This is a genomic window from Paraburkholderia aspalathi (assembly GCF_900116445.1).
Taxonomy (GTDB): domain Bacteria; phylum Pseudomonadota; class Gammaproteobacteria; order Burkholderiales; family Burkholderiaceae; genus Paraburkholderia; species Paraburkholderia aspalathi.
Genome location: NZ_FPBH01000030.1, coordinates 87,123 through 105,363 on the forward strand (window position 1 = coordinate 87,123; position 18,241 = coordinate 105,363).

Genomic DNA, 18,241 nt, shown 5'->3' on the forward strand with positions numbered 1-18,241 from the left:
TGGAGAGCATGACTACATGCCGTTGCTTCAAGCCGTCCCCCAGAGCTCCCGGTTTCGCCGGCTTATCGAGACTATCTTGGTACGGTGCGCCGTCCGTCATGTAAGACGTGAAGCCGGCAGTGTGAACGCCGACCGCCACGTCGCGACGGGGGATACTTTGGGGGGCTCGTGCATACGTTCTCCTGTTATTTCCTTAAACACCTGCAGCGGACTGTTGTGTCCGCCTTATTTGCCTGCGTGGTTACGCATGGCTCGTTTGTCGGCTCGCGATTTCACCGCCCGCATAACCATGAGCAATGCAAAAATGACCGGGATAACAAGCGCCCCTTCCACTAATTCGGGATTGACTGGCAACGAGATAGCATGCAGGGAACGGAGAACAGCGGTAATCAGACTCAGGACATAGTACGAAATAGCTGCGACCGAGAGACCCTCCACTGCATGCTGTAACCGTAATTGCGTCTGCGACGTTGCGTCCATCCGTGCCAGGAGTCCAGTCGTCTGTCTCTCCTGTTCAAGCGTCACCCGCGTGCGTAACAGGTCGACCGCTCGCGCAATGCGTAGGGCGACCTGAGCTTGTCGTTCCCACACTGCCTGACAACTCTTCATCGCCGGCTGCAGCCGTCTATCCATAAACTCACCGAACGTCGGAGCCCCGGGAATACGTTGCTCCCGCAACTCTCGAATACGTGCTGAAACGAGGCTGTCGTAGGCTTTGCACGCACTGAAGCGTGCGGCGCCTTCCCCGAGTGACTCGCTTCGTGCGGCGAGATGCGTGAGGCTAAGAAGCAGCTCGGCGTCCTGCCCCGATTCAATGTGGTCCATCCTGGCAACAACAGCAGCGACCTGCCTTGTAAGTTCCTCGACGATCTTCGTGACATTGCGTGCGACCGGAAGCGTAAGCAATGCCATCATTCTGTATGTTTCGATTTCAAAGATGCGTTGAAGCAGTCGACCGGTCTGAGCCTCCCGAAAGTCGATGTCACACACGAGCACCCTTGTGTATCCATCGTCGCCCGCGCGCCAGTCACAATAGACTTCACCGCCGCCCATTACCTGGCTTGCCGCAACCACGGACCCGGAAAGATATCTCCGAACCGCCTTTCGAGCTGGCTCAACATCCGTACCGCTGACCAATTCCGCGTGCATCGCTACCAGACGTGTGCCTCGTAGTGCCATCAGCCACTCTTTCGGGATAAAAGTGTCTGCGTCACGAGAAAACGGCGCATCCTCAATCTCGGACTCGACGAAGGTGAAAGTCGAGAACTCGCTATGTAACTCCCATCTGATCTGGAACGAAGCATGACGGCCATAGTAGTGATTCGCATCATCAGACGGCGCCGGAAACCCGAGCTGCGCGCATAGCAGCCGAAGCAGACTGACATGTATGGCGAAGTCTTCGGTTGAATACACGGCGAAATGCACCGCCGTTCCGCGACCACAGATCTTCAGAAAAGGACGCGAATGAATTTCATCATCCAGAGACTTTCTAAGCGGATGGTCAAGCGTCGCGGGTATCCTCCCATGCGTACAGTCGTGTATCAACGCTGCGGCCTCAGTTGTAGCCGCGAACAACACGCGGAATCTCGCCGCCATCCTGATTCTCTGCAGCAAGACGCACGAAGACCTTCACCACATAGCCGGGTTCGGCTGAAATCTGCGTTGAGAGATGTCGCACCGGGTAGCTAGTGAGTTCACTGTCCATATCGTCGGGCAACGCGACCATGTGCGTACTCGTATTCATTTCGAAAGTCCTTTCGGGAATGGCGAACGGCCGCTGACGGCTTGCAGACGTGGCAACCGTTTTCAAAACTACGCGTTGAGCCTACTAACGAGCTCAGGTACGACCTGAAAGAGATCAGCCACGAGGCCAAAATCTGCCACACCGAAAATCGGTGCTTCAGCGTCCTTGTTGATGGCAATAATCGTCTTCGAGTCCTTCATGCCGGCCAAATGCTGGATGGCCCCGGAGATGCCCACAGCGATGTAGACATCAGGAGCGACGACTTTTCCAGTCTGCCCCACCTGGAAGTCATTCGGAACGTAGCCAGCATCGACGGCCGCTCGCGACGCGCCCATGGCTGCTCCAAGAGTGTCAGCCAGCGGCTCCAGGACTGACTTGTAGCGCTCACTCGAACCGAGGCCACGACCGCCCGAGACGATCACCTTCGCGGCGCTTAATTCAGGGCGTTCCAATTTCGTCAACGTTCGGCTGATAACCGTCGATGAATCGCTATCGGGCGCGGCGATAGCCGCTTCTACGGGGACGCTTGCACCTCCATTCGCGTTGCTCGCTTCAAAGACGGAGAGACGCACTGTTAAAACCTTGATGGGATCGAGGGACTGCACGGTCGCAATTGCATTGCCCGCATAGATAGGTCGCTCAAACGTGTCAGCGGTTACCACGCGAGTGATATCGGAGATCTGACCGACAGCAAGCTTCGCAGCGACTCGAGGTGCTATGTTTTTCCCGTAGGCTGTTGCCGGAAAGACAATATGCGAGTAACGCTCGCCAATGCTTACCACCGTCGGCTCAATGTTCTCGGCGAGACCGTCCTTCAGGTGTTCCGCGTCAGCAAGCAATACTTTTTCAATGCCTTCGAATTTGGCGGCCTTCGCTGCGAGGACGCTTACATTGAAACCTGCGACCAGAACGTGTACGGGTTCACCCAGTTGGCGAGCCGCCGTCAACGCGTGCAACGTCGAAGTTTTCAGTTCAAAGTTGTCGTGTTCTGCAATCAGCAATGTCGTCATGGCAATGTCTCAGTTCGCCTTCACTTCGTTTTTCAGCTTCTGGGCTAACGATTCAACGTCCGGAACAATGACACCGCCAGGACGTTTTGGCGGTTCGCTAACCTTTAGCGTCTTCAGACGTGGTTTGATGTCGACGCCCAACTCGGCAAAGTCGATCGTTTCAATCGGCTTCTTCTTGGCTTTCATGATGCTCGGCAGCGTTACATAGCGTGGCTCATTGAGACGCAAGTCCGTCGTCACAACCGCGGGCAGCGTGACGCTGACAGTCTCGGCGCCTCCATCGATTTCGCGTGCAACCGTTGCGACATCACCTTCAACCTGAAGACGTGAAGCGAAAGTCGCCTGCGGAATGCCTGCCAGCGCGGCGAGCATCTGTCCGGTCTGGTTCGCATCGTCATCGATTGCCTGTTTGCCGAGAATCACAAGGCCTGGCTTCTCACGCTCGAAGATTGCGCGGAGGATTCGGGCGACGCCTAGTTGCTGCAGCTCCGTGTCAACGCACACGTGTACGCCTCGGTCAGCACCGATCGCCAGTGCCGTCCGAAGCGTCTCCTGGCACTGGGCGGGCCCGGCAGAGACTGCAATGACTTCCGTGACATGCCCCGCCTCTTTCAGGCGCACCGCTTCTTCAACGGCAATCTCGTCAAAGGGATTCATCGACATCTTCACGTTGGCAAGCTCAACGCCTGACTGATCGGCTTTCACACGAACCTTTACGTTGAAGTCCACCACCCGTTTGACCGCTACCAATACTTTCATTTCCTATTCCCTTTCCAACGCGTACGATTAAACCCGCGACGTATTTGCTGACAGCGCTTCTTCATACGCGTCACTCAACCGCCTTGCACCTTCCTGAATCTCATCGACACCAGGCGCAGCAAATGACAGACGAAGTGATGCAACGTCCAGCTTGTCTGCGAAGAAGGCCTTACCCGGGACAAAGAGAACCTTGTTGTCGATTGCGGCCTGCAGAAGTACCGAGGAATCCATACCTTCGATTCGAGCCCACACGAACATACCGCCTTCAGGTTGATGGAACCGGATGGCGTCGCCTAGTTGGGAACGCAGTGCGTCGCACAGGGCGTCGCACTTCCGTCGATACATCCCGGTGATGCGCGGCAAATGATGCTCCAGCGCACCATCTGCCAGGTACTCGGCGGCCGTAGCCTGAGTCCACGGCGCGCTGCAAAGGTCCACCGTCTGTTTGGCGATGACGCACCGGCGGGCAATTTCTGGTGGCGCGACCGTCCAGCCCACTCGCAATCCGGGCGCAACAATCTTGGAGAGGCTTGCAAAATGCACGATCCAGTCGCGCGAACCCGGCACTTCCGTCGACAAGGAAAAAATTGACGGAACCGCCGCACCTGAGAAGCGCAAGTCGCCGTAAGGGTCGTCTTCGACGATGAGGAATTTGTACTCGACCGCAAGTTTGAGCAGGGCAAGGCGACGCTCCCGTGAAAGGGTCGCACCTGTCGGGTTCGCGAACGTCGGCACCGTGTACAGGAGCCGTGGGGGGTTGAAGGCCCCGCTGGAAAGAAGCGCGGACAAAGCGTCGACATCGAGACCATGTCCATCCACCGGCACTGTGACGACTTCCGCCTGCTGCAGCTTCAATGCCTGCAAGGTCGCGGGATATGCAGGCTGCTCGGTGAGAACGACATCTCCCGGCGCCACCAGGATGCGCAGCAACAAATCCAATCCTTGCTGCGAACCTGTTGTCACAAGCAGCTCTTCTGACGCACACGTCACACCCCTGCGAGCCATCAGCTTCACCAACTCGGCCTTCAGTTCAGGCAATCCATCCGTCGGGCCATACTGCAGACAACGATTTGACGCCTGGTAAGCTCGCGCCTGAGCTGACTGCAAACCCTCGACGTCAAAAAGGTCGCTGGCTGGATAGCCGCCCGCGAATGAAATCATCCCAGGTTCGCTGAGATACTTGAACAGCTCCCGTATCGGTGAACCGGACGGGTTTTGAAAAGGAGCGGTGAACTCGTACATGTCGTTTTTGGCTGGTGACCGGGAAATAGCAGCGGTTGCTTGCCGCAAGCGCTAAACCAAATGGTCTGTCCGCCAGCGTCTTCTGCCACCGCCCGTCGATACACAAAGCATCGAATGAAATTTGAGCTTTGATTGTGGTCAGCCAAAGTGCAGCCAGCAAACGATATCTATGCACTACGTAATGCGCTTTTATCATCATGCCAGGTGCATTCGTTCATAGATGCTCACATTGATGCGTTTCTCCGGGCGCCGGTATTTACCCGAGTCACAAGTTCTTGAGGAAATTTGCACGGCTTCGCGCTCTTCCGCCTGCTAGCGAGCAAATAAAAAAGGCCCGACGATGTCGGGCCAAAATGTCGAAGCTTTCCAGGAGACGCCATCCGCCACAAACGGACGGACACGTTGACGTTACACGACGTTCTTTTCGACGATGGGACGGTTTTCGAGAATGCGGTTCCAGCTCAAATCCGACAGGTCCAGCGAACTGTATTTGCCATTGAGAATCAACTCGCTCACACCGCGGCCGGTGGCAGGTCCTTGCTGAAGGCCGTGTCCGCTGAAGCCGTTGGCGAAGATACAGTTCTCTATCTCAGGGTGATAGCCGATGATGGAGTTATGGTCGAATACGTTGTACTCGTAGTAGCCGGACCAGCAGTTCTCCACACGCAGTGCCTCGAATTCCGGCACTCGATGCGCGAGAGTCGGCCAGATGACTTCGTCAAAGATGTTGTGGTCAACTTCGTCCAGCGGCAAGTCATCCGGGTCGTTGTCTTCACTCGGCGAAGTTCCGGTGATGTAGGTTTTGCCCTCCGGGCGAAAGTACACGCCAGAGGGATCAATCAACAGCGGGCAGTTCGTCAGGCGTGCTGGTGAAGAAACATTAAAGATGCTGCGCCGACGCGCAAAGACGGGAATGTCGATGCCCATCATTTCGGAGATGCGTCTCGCCCATGCACCGGCAGCGTTGACAACCGTGTCGCACGGGTACTGTTCACCGTTGCTCGCAACAACATGGGTCACCTTTCGGCCGTCGCGAACAAGGCCTGTGACGTCTGCTGCAACGTACCGCGCACCAAGCGATTGCGCTTTCTTCCGGAGCGCCTGCACGAGACCGTAGCCGTCAAACCAACCCTCGCCACTTTCACCATAAGCACCCGACACGAGGTCTTCGACATTAAGCCAGGGGAACTTTGCCCTCAGGCCGTCCTGCCCCATCAGGTTAATATCTGCGCCCAGGCTTTTCTGCAGGGCATGATTCTCCCGCAGGGTTACCGCACCTGCCGGCGTCGCGAGGAAAAGATATCCGCCTTCATGCAGATCAATCGAAGGCTGGTTGCCGTCGACTTCCAGCCGGTTGCCAATGTCGCGGAGAAACTCGATACCGTAAAGCGACATCTGAATCGACAACGGCGTCGAAAACTGTTGCCGGATTGATGCGGCCGATAACGCCGAGGACGACTTCGCATAGGTCGGGTCACGCTCGATGACCGTGACCGACACCGTCGGGTCCGAGGCACGTAAAAAGTAAGCGATAGAACTACCGATTACCCCGCCGCCAACGATAACGACTTGAGAACTCACGACTTGCTCCAAATTGCATGAATGGGCTGCTCCGGATAGAGCGGCTCTGAATCTCACAGGCAAGCCGGACATCCATGGCCTACCCGTGCATCGCCACTACCTTTAGTCGATGTTGAAATCGATGCCCTGCGCCAGTGGCAGCGCGGAGGAGTAGTTGACGGTATTCGTCGCCCGGCGCATGTAGGCTTTCCACGCGTCCGAACCCGATTCGCGGCCGCCGCCGGTTTCCTTCTCACCACCGAATGCGCCGCCGATTTCCGCGCCGCTGGGGCCGATGTTCACATTGGCGATACCGCAATCGCTACCCGAAGCGGACAGGAATCGCTCGCTCTCACGCAAGTCCGTCGTGAAGACGCAGGAGGACAGGCCGTGGACCGCGGCGTTGTTTGCCTCGATTGCCTCGTTGAAGTCGCTGTACTTCAGAACGTACAGAATCGGTGCGAACGTCTCTTTCAGTACGATTTCGGTCTGTGACGGCATTTCAACGATAGCCGGGCGAACGTAGAAACCATGCTCGTTGCCGGCTACTACGTGGCGCTCGCCGCCAAAAACCTTGCCGCCTTCGCTCTTCGCCTGATCCAGTGCGGCCTGCATGCGTGAAAACGATGCTTCGTCGATGAGCGGCCCCATCAGAACACCCTGCTCAAGCGGGTTGCCTATAGCGACCTTGCTGTACAGAGTCTTCAGACGCTCCACTGCCTTGTCATACACACTTTCGTGAACGAACAGGCGACGCAAGGACGTGCAACGCTGACCAGCAGTACCCACCGCCGAGAATACGATGCCACGCAGAGCGAGTTCCAGATCGGCCGTACTGGACACGATGCCGGCGTTGTTGCCACCCAGTTCAAGAATGGAGCGGCCGAAGCGGCGAGCGACTTCAACACCAACCGTACGCCCCATCTCGGTACTGCCGGTAGCACTAACGATATTCGAACGCGGATCGGAGACCAGCTTCGCTCCAACGTCACGACCGCCGTTGATGAGCTTTGTCAGGCCTTCCGGCGCATCGCCGAATTCCTTCAACGCATCCTGCAGAATTCTGTCGACAGCCAAAGCGGTAAGAGGCGTCTTTTCCGAAGGCTTCCAGATGACCGCATTGCCGCAGACGAGCGCAAGCGCAGCATTCCATGACCAGACAGCCGCCGGAAAGTTGAAGGCGGAAATAACAGTGCAGACGCCCATCGGATGCCACGTTTCGGCCATGCGATGGCCCGGACGCTCTGACGCGATGGTCAGGCCGTACAGTTGGCGCGAAAGACCAACCGCGAAATCGCAGATATCAATCATTTCCTGTACTTCACCTAGACCTTCCTGGAGAATCTTGCCGGTTTCGAGCGTGATGATGCTGCCCAGCGCGTGCTTCTGTTCACGCAGCTTGTTGCCTAGCAGGCGAACCAGTTCTCCACGACGCGGTGCAGGCACGTTGCGCCAGACGGCGTATGCAGCTTGGGCCTTGGCCAGTGCTGCGTCAACGTCGGCGACGGACTCGCTCGCAACGCGACCAATGAGTTCACCATTGACGGGCGAATGGACGGCGATATCGCCTGCTTCTGCGAAGTGAGATATGCCGAGTTCCGAGAGAATGGTTGATGCTTTCACGATATGACCTCTTAAATTTTCCAATGCCTAGCTTTGGTAGCACCTGCTTGATTGACGCGGTGTCGGGCGGCTCGCCGCCTCCGCGTCATATCGCTTACCCACAGCATGTTCAGTCGGCTGATCGGGTTGTAATCGGCACCCAGGCGACATCCTTGACCTGATACATCGTCGAGCGCGGGTTCTTCAGGTCACCGGTTTGGGTGAAGGCAATCTTGCCGGTGACACCATCGTAGTTCGTCGATTTCAATGCAGCGTTGAAATCGGCCGGCTTGACAGAGTTCGCTGCCTCCATCGCCTTTATAGCAACCCATGTCGCGTCATACGCGAAGGGAGCGTAGGAAAGCATGTCTGTACCGAACTTCTGTTTGAACCTGGACTCGAAGGTCTTCCCCTTGGCCAGCGTGCTCAGAGGCTGGCCATATTCCCATACCGACGAGCCGTCCGCCGCACTACCCGCGAGCCGGATAAAGTTGGCATCCATGACACCGCCGCCGGCCAGAAATTGCGCCTTCATGCCAAGCTGACGCATACGTTTGACGAGCATGGCCGCCTGAGCATCGAGACCTCCGAAGAAAACCAGGTCTGGGTTCGTGCTCTTGATAGCCGTGAGCTGCGCGCTGAAGTCGACGGCCTTGTCGTTCGTAAACTCGCGAGCCACGATGCTGCCACCAGCCGACTTCACCGCTTTTTCGAATTCGTCCGCCTCGCCCTGACCGAAAGCCGTGCGGTCGTCAATGATGGCGATGCGCTTCGCCTTGGTCACGGTCGCGGCGTACTGACCGGCATTACCCGCGTTCTGGGAATCTGTAGCTATAACGCGGTAGATCGTGTTCAACCCACTCTGAGTGATAGTCGGATTGGTAGCGGCCGGCGTAATCATCGGGATGCCAGCCTTCGCGTAAATCTTCGAAGCCGGCAACGTCGTACCCGAGTTGAAATGACCGACTACCACCGAAACATTGTCGTCAACGAGTTGCTGTGCAGCCTGTACGCCGACGCGCGGGTCGCCCTGATCGTCCTGCGACTCCATGACGAACTTTACCGGCTTGCCACCGATGGTGTGGTGTTCAGCGTTCGCTTCGTCGATTGCCATACGCACACCGTTCTCGATGTCCTTACCATACGCAGCACCGCTACCCGTAAGCGGGCCTGCAACACCAACTTTGACGACAACTTCCTGGGCGCTGACCGCGCCAGCGGCAAGCGTCAGCGACATTGCAATGACAGCGGTACGGCGGGAAGTGCGGAGAAGGGAAACCATGGGGTAGTCCTTTGATATCTGTTGTCGGTACAAAACGCACTTCGGTAACAAGCAATGGCCCCAGCGCGTGTGAGTCATCCTCTGTCGCTCCGCCAGCGGTACATCAGCAAATCAGCTTTCTGATCTCGCTGAACGGCCTGAAGAACCTGTCAGCCCCGTCGGAACGTGACGCTCGCCGCGTCGGTGAAGAAGATGCAGGCCGATTGTGTGTATCCAATATAGGGGTATCAAACGATATCTATTCACCACCTGATGCCTATTTCTCATCAAGCCAGATGTGACAAGCATTCTCGGGAAATGGACTTCGATCTATCAGGCCACCAGGAGATTCCCGAGGTTCAAAGGAGACAGCCCCAAACCCGCCCTAGCCGTCCTGGAACTCCGGTCAGACCGCATATGTGGACGAAAAATCCGGGGCTGTTCACCCTTGCAGTTTCATCGAGGTGTGGGATCAAACAATATTAGTTTGTTATACTACATATGTTATAAATTTATCTTCAAGCTAGTCTGGTGTTTGTGTTTCTCCAGGCTTTCGTAGTCGGCTTCAGCCTAGTGTTTACCTTTCCTGATTTTCCTGATAGCGATCACGTCATGCATCTTCATTTCAGTTTTTCCAGAACCGTACAGGCCCACAGTCTCCGAGTCCCTTTTCCGGTTCTCTGGAATCCCCACCTTGGGGCTCACGCCGTTGCTGCCGAAGTCACCCTCAAACGTACAGCGCCGGGTCTTGGCTGGGTGGTACCGGCAGAGACACTTTTCTCGGTGGATTTGGCGCCCGGAATTGAGGGATGTGCGGCAGGGACATTAACTCTGGAATTGTTTGATAGTGGCGTGCATTCCGCGCCGGACTGGACTTCTCTGCACGCGGCCTACTGGACGCGGAGTTCGCTGTTCGGGCGCGCTCTCGCTCAGCAAATGTTCATCGCGCCCGCATATCCGTGGAACATCGCCGAAGTATCACGGACGCTGGGCGAAGACATTCGCACAGTGCAGATGCGCTTGTTTCGGGAGGCATATAGCTTCACATCTACGCTGAGGCGCTGTCGCATGCTTCGTGTGCTTCTGTCGACGCTTTCGAAAGATGCTCCGTCACCGAAACTGCCGGCCACAGCCCTCGCAGGCAGTGCGCAGCAAATGGACTCCCTCTTTGAAGCCGTTCATCAAACAAGGCTATCAACAATCGAAAGAAGCCGGCTTCCCACGGCTCACGATATTGGCATCAAGTCGCCGGTGGTGCCCGGCACTGGCTTCGCCTGAGGAATGTGTTCGCGCTTCAGCGCCTTCAGCGCGAGTTGTGCAATGTGAATCGACTGCCTGCCCGCGCCCTGTTCGATCTGCTCCCGGCAACTAAATCCGTTAGTCACCACTATTGCGCTTGCAGGAGCACTGCGCACAAGCGGTAGCAACTTGTCTTCGGCGATTTTCATCGAGAGGTCGTAATGGTCCGCATTGAATCCGAACGACCCGGCCATTCCGCAACACCCCGTGTCAAGCAGAGTCCATCGCACGTGGAGTTTGTCGAGTAGTGCAGTCTCACCTTTCATGCCGAAGATCGACTTCTGATGGCAGTGCCCGTGTACAACAACATCCGCGTCGAGCTCTGGCCAGTCGTAGTCTGCACGGCCAACGAAGTCGGAAAACAGGAAGGTCTGCTCTGCAAGTCGTTTCGCCATCGTGTCGTCAGGGAGTTGCTTGAGCAACTCGTCCTTGAAGACGGACAAACATCCGGGCTCGAGCCCGATAACGGGTACTCCCGACTGAATGTCATCAGCCAGCTCGTCGACCGCGCTTCGGAGCAGCGCGCGCGCCTCATCAAGCAGACCGTAGTCGTACAAAGGTCGGCCACAGCAAAGTCGCTTGCGCGGCAAAACGACTTCGTAGCCAATCGCAGTCAGCACATCAAATGCGGCCGTTGCGACCTCGGGCGAAAAGTGGTCGTTGAAAGTATCAACCCAGAGAATCACCTTCTGCGTGGATGCAGTTTTCGCAAGGCTGCCCACCGTCTGCCGCTGCCTGGCCATCGCCCTGAACGTCCGGGGAGCGAATACCGGCAGATGCCGTTGCGGCGCGACGCCCGCGACCCACTTGCTGATACGAGCCAACGGTCGGGCTGAAGTCATGAAATTCGTCAACCACGGAAAACGACTCGCTAGCGGTGCCCATTGACCAATCCTCCCCATGAACATCGCCTGCCGCGGTCGACGATGGTTCTCGTAGTAGTGAGACAGAAACTCAGCCTTGTACGACGCCATGTCGGTATGCGTCGGACAGTCTGATTTGCAACCCTTGCATGCAAGGCATGTGTCCAAAGCTTCTTTCACCTCAGGGCTGTTCCAGCCGTCGGTGATAATTTCGCCCTGGAGCATTTCCCAGAAGAGGTGGGCTCGGCCTCGTGTGGAGAACTTCTCCTCGCGTGTTGCACGAAAGCTCGGACACATCGTCCCGCCATCGAGGGAACGACACTTGCCCATGCCAATACAGCGTTCAACCGCTCGCTGCATGCCGTCGCCTTCCGGGCTCGAGAACGCGAGCCTGGTCGTAAGCGTCACGGGCTTATATGAAGGTCCCATCCGCAAATTTTCATCCGCGCGATACGCATGGACGACCTTGCCCGGATTCAGGCGATTGGCCGGATCCCAAATAGCCTTGAAATCTTCCATCGCCTGCATGATTTCCGGGCCATACATAATGGGAAGAAACTCAGCTTTGGCTTGACCATCGCCGTGCTCCCCAGACAGGGAGCCACCGAAGTCAACTACCAGTTGCGCGGCCTCGCGCAAAAAGCCGCGCCACTTCAGCACACCCTCGTCGGTTCGGATATCGAAGGTGATACGCGCATGGACACAACCATCGCCGAAGTGACCATAAAGGCAGGTTTCATATCCAAACCGGTCCACGAGCGCCTGAAACTTGCGCAGGTAGTCCCCGAGTCGCAACGGGTCAACGGCCGCGTCCTCCCAGCCCACAATCGGGTCAGGCTTTGACGGGTCCACCGCCAGTGCAACGGCAGATGCACCTGTCTCTCGAATCGACCAGATCTTCTGCTGCTTCTGTTTGTCTTCGACGACAAAACCGCTGACCCCGGCACCGCCGTGGCCGGCCATGAAGTAAGCGTGAGCATCGTTTGCCTGTTCTATGGCATCAGCAACCGTGTCCGCTCCGAACTCCAGAACGACCCAGGCGTCGCCCTCCGGCAACAGCGCAATCTCCTCTTTCTTCAGTCCGCGCGCTTGCAGACCACGAATGATGGCGCGGTCGAGGCCTTCGATTGCGATTGGCGAAAAGCGATTGAAGTGAGGAACGCCATCTGCCGCGGTGTAGATGTCCTTGAAGCCAAGCACGAGCAAAACGCGGCACGATGGGCTGTGAACGAGGCGCACCATTGCCTGCAAAGTAACGGCGCAGGTCCCTTCGGTTCCGACGAGTGCTCGCGCAACGTTGAAGCCATTTTCCGGCAACAGCTGGTCGAGGTTGAATCCGGACACGCGCCGCTTGATTTGCGGAAACTCCGCACGAATTCTTTGCGCATAACGGTCGCGCAGCGCTCGCAACCCTGCGTATATCTCTCCCTGCCGGCCGCCGCGCGCAATGATTTCTTCAAGCTCGGGCTCCGTGGTCGGACCCGCCCAGAATCGCGCGCCGTCATACGTCACGATTTCCAGCGCTTCGATGTTCTCGACGGTCTTGCCACCCATCACCGAGTGCGCACCGCAAGAATTGTTGGCAATCATTCCGCCAAGCGTGCATCGGCTGTGTGTCGCAGGGTCCGGCGCGAAGGTCAGGCCATGCTCTTCAGCCGCGTCGCGCAGGTTATCGCACACGACGCCCGGTTCAACCAGCGCCGTCCGGCTTTCCGCGTCAACAGAGACGATCCGGTTGACATACTTGCTCGTGTCAGCCACAACCGCCACGTTCACGCACTGGCCATTCTGCGAAGTGCCTCCGCCTCGTGTAAGAAACGGAACATCGTTGCGCCGGCACACACCGAGCGCGGCAACGAGGTCGTCCACATCGACGGGGACCACAGCGCCTAGTGGTATCTGCCGGTAGTTCGATGCATCAGAGGCGTACAACGCTTTCGACCCGGCATCGAAACGAACTTCACCACGAAGGGTTTTCCGAAGCTCCGCCTCAATGTCTTGCAACAGGGCTTTGCTCGCCTGGAACGCGGTAGCGGGTTTCACTTTACTGCGCCGCGTTCGCTGTCATCTTGAAGATGCCTTGAGCGTTTCCGGCGTCGAAGCGCAGGTCAGTTGCCCAACTGCGCGATGCCTGGTCGAAGTTGCGCTTGCGCGTGATGAACTCATAGAACGAACCAGGGACGTCACGCGTCACGATTTTTCCGTCATGCGATTTGAACTCGCGCCTGACCGTGTCGGCGCGGTAGGCAGTCTGGAATACACGACCTGAGCGCGACCGCTCGACTTCGGGCTTCATCGGCCGCCCCTTCGCCTTCTCATCGTCGGACAACTTGAACACGTCTTCGACGCGGTCCGTGGCGTGGTTGAACGCATTGCCTTCCGTCGCAATCCAGGCCATTTCGGCCGACTCAAGCAGGAGTGCCTCGTAGTCTGCTTCTTGCGGTACTTCATGATGGCGCGCAAAGGCGCCGACGATCACAGGCAGTAGCTCGCATGCTGCCTCGACAGGCAGCGAGCCGTCGCGTTCCAGCTCCCAGAGTTGCGAGACTGCTGCTGGCGTCAACGGGTCCTTCGACGTGCTCACGACGTTCGTCACGGCTTGCTGAAACTCGCTGGAGAAACGTTCCGGGTGAAGCTCGCTGACGAAAAACTGGGCAATCCCATCAGGCGCGTCTTCGTGTAAGTAAGCGCGTCCGGTCATGCCCAGCTTGTCCAACGGGTAGCGGCCGTTCAGCTTGAAACCAAGCGGACGTAGAATTCGGGTAAATGCGGCTTCGCCCGGCGGCAGTGCGCCATTCTTCGACCAACGAACAGTGCGAAGCGCGCCGTGGTCGAAGTAGACTGACCCGCCTTTGGCGATTGCCTCGTCCGTGTAGATCCGGCCATTCGTCGAGCGGTCCAGCAGATCCTCGAACAGGGCCATGTTCATCGTATGCGCCAGTTCGGCGCGCGTAACAATCCCGGCCTCCCAGTCCTGAAGCACGGTCGGGAAATTCAGGGTGGCAAAGAGGGAGTCTGTCTTTGCGGGGCCAAGCAGCTTCAGTAACAGATGTTCAACGTTCGAATTACGCATCGCTTATCTCACAGGGACACAGCGCCGGAAGGCGGAGATTGTTCTTCTGCTGACTTCCCGGAGGAAGGTCAGCCGTACGTGATTGCATTATTCAAACGGTTGCATATCGCGTAAAGCGAGATTAAATTGTTACTTGATGACATTTAGGAATTAACATGCGCAAGTTCAAGATTCCCAACATGGGCGCGTTGCTGGCATTTGAAGCTTCTGCGCGACACGAGAGCTTCACGCATGCGGCGAAGGAACTGTTCCTGACGGAAAGCGCCATCTCGCGTCAAATCGCAACACTCGAATCCAATCTTGGTGTCCGCCTGTTTGTTCGCGCAAAGCAGCGCGTGGTGCTCACTCGTGCCGGGCGGCTGTACAGCACGCAAGTCCGCAGGGCGCTCGAAAATCTCGACCGCGATACCCTGTCAATCATCGCTCATGGTAGCGGCGGTGGCTATCTCGAACTCGCAGTACTTCCCACGTTTGCGTCTCAGTGGTTAATTCCGCGCCTGAAAGATTTCAACGACCGAACGCCTGACGTACGGATAAATATGGGCGTGCGTACTGACACGTTTTCGTTCGAGGAATCACATTTCGAAGCGGCCATTCACTATGGAAAGCCGACGTGGCCGGGCACCTCTTCCGACTATCTGTTCGGGGAAGAGGTGGTACCCATCTGCTCGCCGTCGCTCTTATCCAAACCCATCAAAAAACCCCACGAACTGCTTGCCTACCCGCTGTTGCACTCGACCACTCGTCCCGACGCGTGGACAAGATGGTTATCGGATCTCGGCGTCGAGGACAATTCCACGATGCAAGGCGTGCGCTACGAACTCCATACGATGCTGATCAGTGCCGCCGCCGCAGGGCTAGGCGTGGCACTTGTACCAAAGTTTTTCGTCGAGGGGCAGTTGAAGCAGCTTGGCCTCATCATTCCCTTTGAAGCCGCAACTGTTGCAGACTCCGCCTACTACCTCGTTTATCCGACGGAACTGAGCCACGGCAAACCGCTGGAGCTCTTCAGAACATGGCTTCTCGAACAAGCCAGCGCATACAAGGCACCGAAACCGTGATTGCTACTTCTCTGCGCTGCATCTCAGATACTTACGCAGAACCCCTGAAGGCCGACGCATACTGCGCAGGAACCCATCGGGGGCAACGGCCTGGCTAGCGCAAGTTGGCAGTTGCGGGGCACTGGTTGATCAACCTAGCGCACTGCGCGCAACGCGGCACGCGGCCAGATCCCATGCGGCGCAGCCAACGCTCTTGAAGAAAACCGGTGCATCCGGCTTGAGCTGACCTTGAATCGCTTGTGCCAACGAACCAGCGCGACTCCAGTCAAACTCAGCCTGAATCAGGTCGCCTGCCTCGTGCTTCGCGCCCACTGGGTCGTCAACAACCACGAAACTGCCATCAACAACCTGTTTGCTGATTTCGGCAGCGTCCGGCGTGAACGCCCCGACGCCGATGACCAACCGACCGGAACGAACCGCTTCGTTGTAGACGGGCTTCCTGCTCGTAGTCACGGTAACCACAACGTCGACGGAGTCGGGGATCTCACCTTGCAGTGCTTCGAGCTTCGGGGCGACCACCATGTGTCGTTCAACAAAGCTTCGTGTGTCGTCGTCCGAAATGCCCTTGGCCAGGATTCGCGCCTCAGGGAAAAGTGTTGCAAAAGCCTCGACGTGATTCGACGCCTGCTTTCCCGTGCCGATGACCAGGATTTCCTTGGGCAAACCATTCAGAAGCGTCATTGCCCCCAAGGCCGACACGGCAGCCGTGCGACGCCCCGTCACAGTCGGACCATCAAGCACGAACAACATCTCGCCAGTGTCTGCGTCGCATGCTATGACCTGTCCGTTAATGGTCGGCAGGTTGCGAGCGATGTTGCCCGGGCAGACGTTCACCAGCTTATGAATCGCGATATCTTCCGCGCTCGACGGCATGGACAGCATCACCCCGCCTTTTAAAGGAATGGACAGTCGCTCGGGACTCGCGATGTCGCCGGCGCCGTACTCGACGATTGTTCGCCTAAGCGTCTCTACGAGTGCGGTGTAGTCAAGAAGCGAAGCTGTCTCCTGTGCATCAAAGGTCGTCTTTTCGGTATTCATGCGGTTTCCACTGAGGTAGGAAGGGGCGACTCGGCGTACGCAGACAGGGAGTCAAGCCGGATAACCACTGGACTTGATTTAGACCAGTTATGGTTCACAACCACACCAATAGTACATGTAAAGAAGCAATTTGGATCAATTTAAAGCCAAATTGAGGGAATTCCCTAGGAACAATCAGCCCGCAGCGTGGTGCCAGTCTTCCTCAAGTGGTATATTTTGAACCACCCATCTCTTCACATTCGTCCATATATGGCTTCCGCACCAGCCGAATTCCCTCGCAATTTCCGCCCGCTTCAGATTTATGAGCAGGTCTCGGAAAAAATCAGAGCTGAAATCCGCGCAGGACGATTTATGCCTGATGCGCGGCTACCCTCAGAGCGTGAACTTGCTTCACTTTTCGGCGTGGGGCGGCCTGCTGTACGTGAAGCCATTGGTGCCCTTCAGAACGAAGGGCTCGTCATCACGCGCAGAAACTCAGGCACATACGTCGCGGGCAACGCGCCCGACGTTCTGAGCAGAAGTGTGGACGTAGCGCAAGCACCGGATGGCCAACTGCAGCCCGATTACAGCCCCTCAGCGACACTGGACGTTCGCCTGATATTGGAGCCCGCAATTGCACGGCGCGCTGCCGCGCTCAAAAAGCGCGACAAGCTTGCGGAGCACTATCTGTCACAGATGGAAACGCTCACCGATGTGTCCGACCCTGAACAACGCACGCTCTGGAACAACAGCGACCGTCTCTTTCATCGGCAGCTCGCCCAGATGACGGGTGACGCGTTGCTGGCAAGACGTAGAGCGAAGGAAAGTTGTCACCAAAAACGAAGTAAAGTCGTCAACACCCGGTTTTGCGTATCGCACACGACATTTTTTGGGCATCGATCATTGGAAGCTTTTCAAGGACCGCCCCTGCCGCCTGAGCCCGCGAGCTACAGGACGCGATCGTCAACGCCAAGGCAAAAGCTGCCTGCCATGCGATTGTAGAAATGTCGCGCGATGGCAATACGATGCTCCTTGCGCATCGCTGGTTTCGCTGCAAAGGCTGGAGGAGATTGAGTCGCGTAAAGCTCGCCGCATTGCGCACAGCGATACGGCGATCCCACAAGACTCGCGTTGAGGATGTAGGGTGTTTCCCGCCCGCAACGATGGCATTGCGTCTCGAGCTTTCGTTGGTGAGCGGGACAACGGTTTTCGCTGAACATCTGGTACGTCACGCTGTGATGACCGAGTAATACGCATTGCCTGCAATACCGGAAAACCGGGTGATGCCTTCCCCTCTGGCCGGCATCAAGGAGTGAAGCGTGCAATACCTTGCCAGGCAATAGCAGCGTGCGCCTCAGATGCTTCACATCGACGGCATCGCGCATTGGCTCAACGCCTTCGTACGGGTCGATGTCAGCACCCATTAGCCGCACCAGCGCGTGCCCAGGAAGTCCGTTCGCACGCGCGAACTTCCACAGGATCGATACAATCGACTCGCCCGGCAACAGCCACCGCGCATCGAATATGAAGCCCAGTGCCGGGGTCAGCCGTCGCTCATCGAGGCTGAGTATCGGGAAGCGCGGGGCAATGAGCGCGGGCGCCTCTTTACGCGTGGACAAGCACGCGACCGGTTGCATGGCGCGACTGAACATAGCCGGAGTGCCGCACAGCGTGGGCCCATAACGAGGCGTCCGGACAATACCCCGGAGCATCCCTGAGTTCGCTATCCTTGAGCACGATCTCGACGGCC

Annotated in this window: 15 protein-coding genes; 3 read left to right on the forward strand and 12 right to left on the reverse strand. The window is 57.2% G+C overall.

Annotated elements, in window-relative coordinates; translation table 11 throughout:
* Positions 1-225: 225 nt before the first annotated feature.
* The 8 genes from BM438_RS34675 to BM438_RS34710 all read right to left on the reverse strand — a co-directional run bounded on the left by BM438_RS34675 (position 226) and on the right by BM438_RS34710 (position 9,154).
* Positions 226-1,596: a DUF3422 family protein gene (locus BM438_RS34675; RefSeq protein WP_093644124.1), complete on the reverse strand. Its 1,371-nt coding sequence runs from the start codon at positions 1,594-1,596 to the stop codon at positions 226-228.
* Positions 1,556-1,744, reverse strand: coding sequence for a hypothetical protein (locus BM438_RS34680; protein ID WP_143131809.1), 189 nt, complete (start codon positions 1,742-1,744; stop codon positions 1,556-1,558). Before BM438_RS34680 ends, BM438_RS34675 begins: the two co-directional genes overlap by 41 nt.
* Positions 1,745-1,812: 68 nt before the next feature.
* On the reverse strand, positions 1,813-2,754 hold the full coding sequence (locus BM438_RS34685; RefSeq protein WP_093644128.1) for an electron transfer flavoprotein subunit alpha/FixB family protein: 942 nt from the start codon (positions 2,752-2,754) through the stop codon (positions 1,813-1,815).
* 9 nt (positions 2,755-2,763) lie between these two features.
* A complete protein-coding gene (locus tag BM438_RS34690; RefSeq protein ID WP_093644130.1) occupies positions 2,764-3,513 on the reverse strand; it encodes an electron transfer flavoprotein subunit beta/FixA family protein in 750 nt (249 codons plus the stop codon).
* Positions 3,514-3,540: 27 nt separating this feature from the next.
* The gene (locus BM438_RS34695) at positions 3,541-4,755 is read right to left on the reverse strand and encodes an aminotransferase-like domain-containing protein (protein ID WP_093644132.1); all 1,215 of its coding nucleotides are present in this window, start codon (positions 4,753-4,755) and stop codon (positions 3,541-3,543) included.
* A gap of 408 nt (positions 4,756-5,163) precedes the next feature.
* Complete coding sequence (locus BM438_RS34700) at positions 5,164-6,336, reverse strand: NAD(P)/FAD-dependent oxidoreductase (protein ID WP_093644134.1); 1,173 nt, start codon at positions 6,334-6,336, stop codon at positions 5,164-5,166.
* A 102-nt stretch (positions 6,337-6,438) separates the two neighbouring features.
* The gene (gene amaB, locus BM438_RS34705; protein WP_093644136.1) at positions 6,439-7,938 is read right to left on the reverse strand and encodes an L-piperidine-6-carboxylate dehydrogenase; all 1,500 of its coding nucleotides are present in this window, start codon (positions 7,936-7,938) and stop codon (positions 6,439-6,441) included.
* Positions 7,939-8,047: 109 nt separating this feature from the next.
* Positions 8,048-9,154, reverse strand: coding sequence for a branched-chain amino acid ABC transporter substrate-binding protein (locus BM438_RS34710; protein ID WP_244179527.1), 1,107 nt, complete (start codon positions 9,152-9,154; stop codon positions 8,048-8,050).
* A gap of 555 nt (positions 9,155-9,709) precedes the next feature.
* On the opposite strand from BM438_RS34710, the gene BM438_RS45050 reads away from it, so the two are divergent.
* Entirely contained in the window at positions 9,710-10,456 is a 747-nt protein-coding gene (locus BM438_RS45050) for a hypothetical protein (RefSeq protein WP_143131810.1), read from the forward strand.
* Here the strand turns inward: BM438_RS45050 and BM438_RS34720 are convergent.
* On the reverse strand, positions 10,405-13,383 hold the full coding sequence (locus BM438_RS34720; protein ID WP_093644142.1) for an FAD-binding and (Fe-S)-binding domain-containing protein: 2,979 nt from the start codon (positions 13,381-13,383) through the stop codon (positions 10,405-10,407). The two genes, BM438_RS45050 and BM438_RS34720, sit on opposite strands and share 52 nt — an antisense overlap.
* A gap of 1 nt (position 13,384) precedes the next feature.
* Positions 13,385-14,413 (reverse strand): DUF1338 domain-containing protein, encoded by a 1,029-nt coding sequence (locus tag BM438_RS34725; RefSeq protein ID WP_093644144.1) that lies wholly within the window; start codon positions 14,411-14,413, stop codon positions 13,385-13,387.
* A gap of 155 nt (positions 14,414-14,568) precedes the next feature.
* On the opposite strand from BM438_RS34725, the gene BM438_RS34730 reads away from it, so the two are divergent.
* The gene (locus BM438_RS34730) at positions 14,569-15,474 is read left to right on the forward strand and encodes a LysR substrate-binding domain-containing protein (protein ID WP_093644146.1); all 906 of its coding nucleotides are present in this window, start codon (positions 14,569-14,571) and stop codon (positions 15,472-15,474) included.
* A 129-nt stretch (positions 15,475-15,603) separates the two neighbouring features.
* Here BM438_RS34730 and lhpI read toward each other — a convergent pair whose 3' ends face one another.
* A complete protein-coding gene (lhpI, locus tag BM438_RS34735) occupies positions 15,604-16,512 on the reverse strand; it encodes a bifunctional Delta(1)-pyrroline-2-carboxylate/Delta(1)-piperideine-2-carboxylate reductase (RefSeq protein WP_093644148.1) in 909 nt (302 codons plus the stop codon).
* A 249-nt stretch (positions 16,513-16,761) separates the two neighbouring features.
* Between lhpI and BM438_RS34740 the strand changes: the two genes are divergently transcribed.
* Positions 16,762-17,493: a FadR/GntR family transcriptional regulator gene (locus BM438_RS34740; RefSeq protein WP_244179532.1), complete on the forward strand. Its 732-nt coding sequence runs from the start codon at positions 16,762-16,764 to the stop codon at positions 17,491-17,493.
* Here the strand turns inward: BM438_RS34740 and BM438_RS34745 are convergent.
* Positions 17,439-18,143, reverse strand: a complete 705-nt coding sequence (locus BM438_RS34745; RefSeq protein ID WP_244179528.1) for a hypothetical protein — start codon at positions 18,141-18,143, stop codon at positions 17,439-17,441. The genes BM438_RS34740 and BM438_RS34745 overlap by 55 nt on opposite strands.
* Positions 18,144-18,241: the final 98 nt, after the last annotated feature.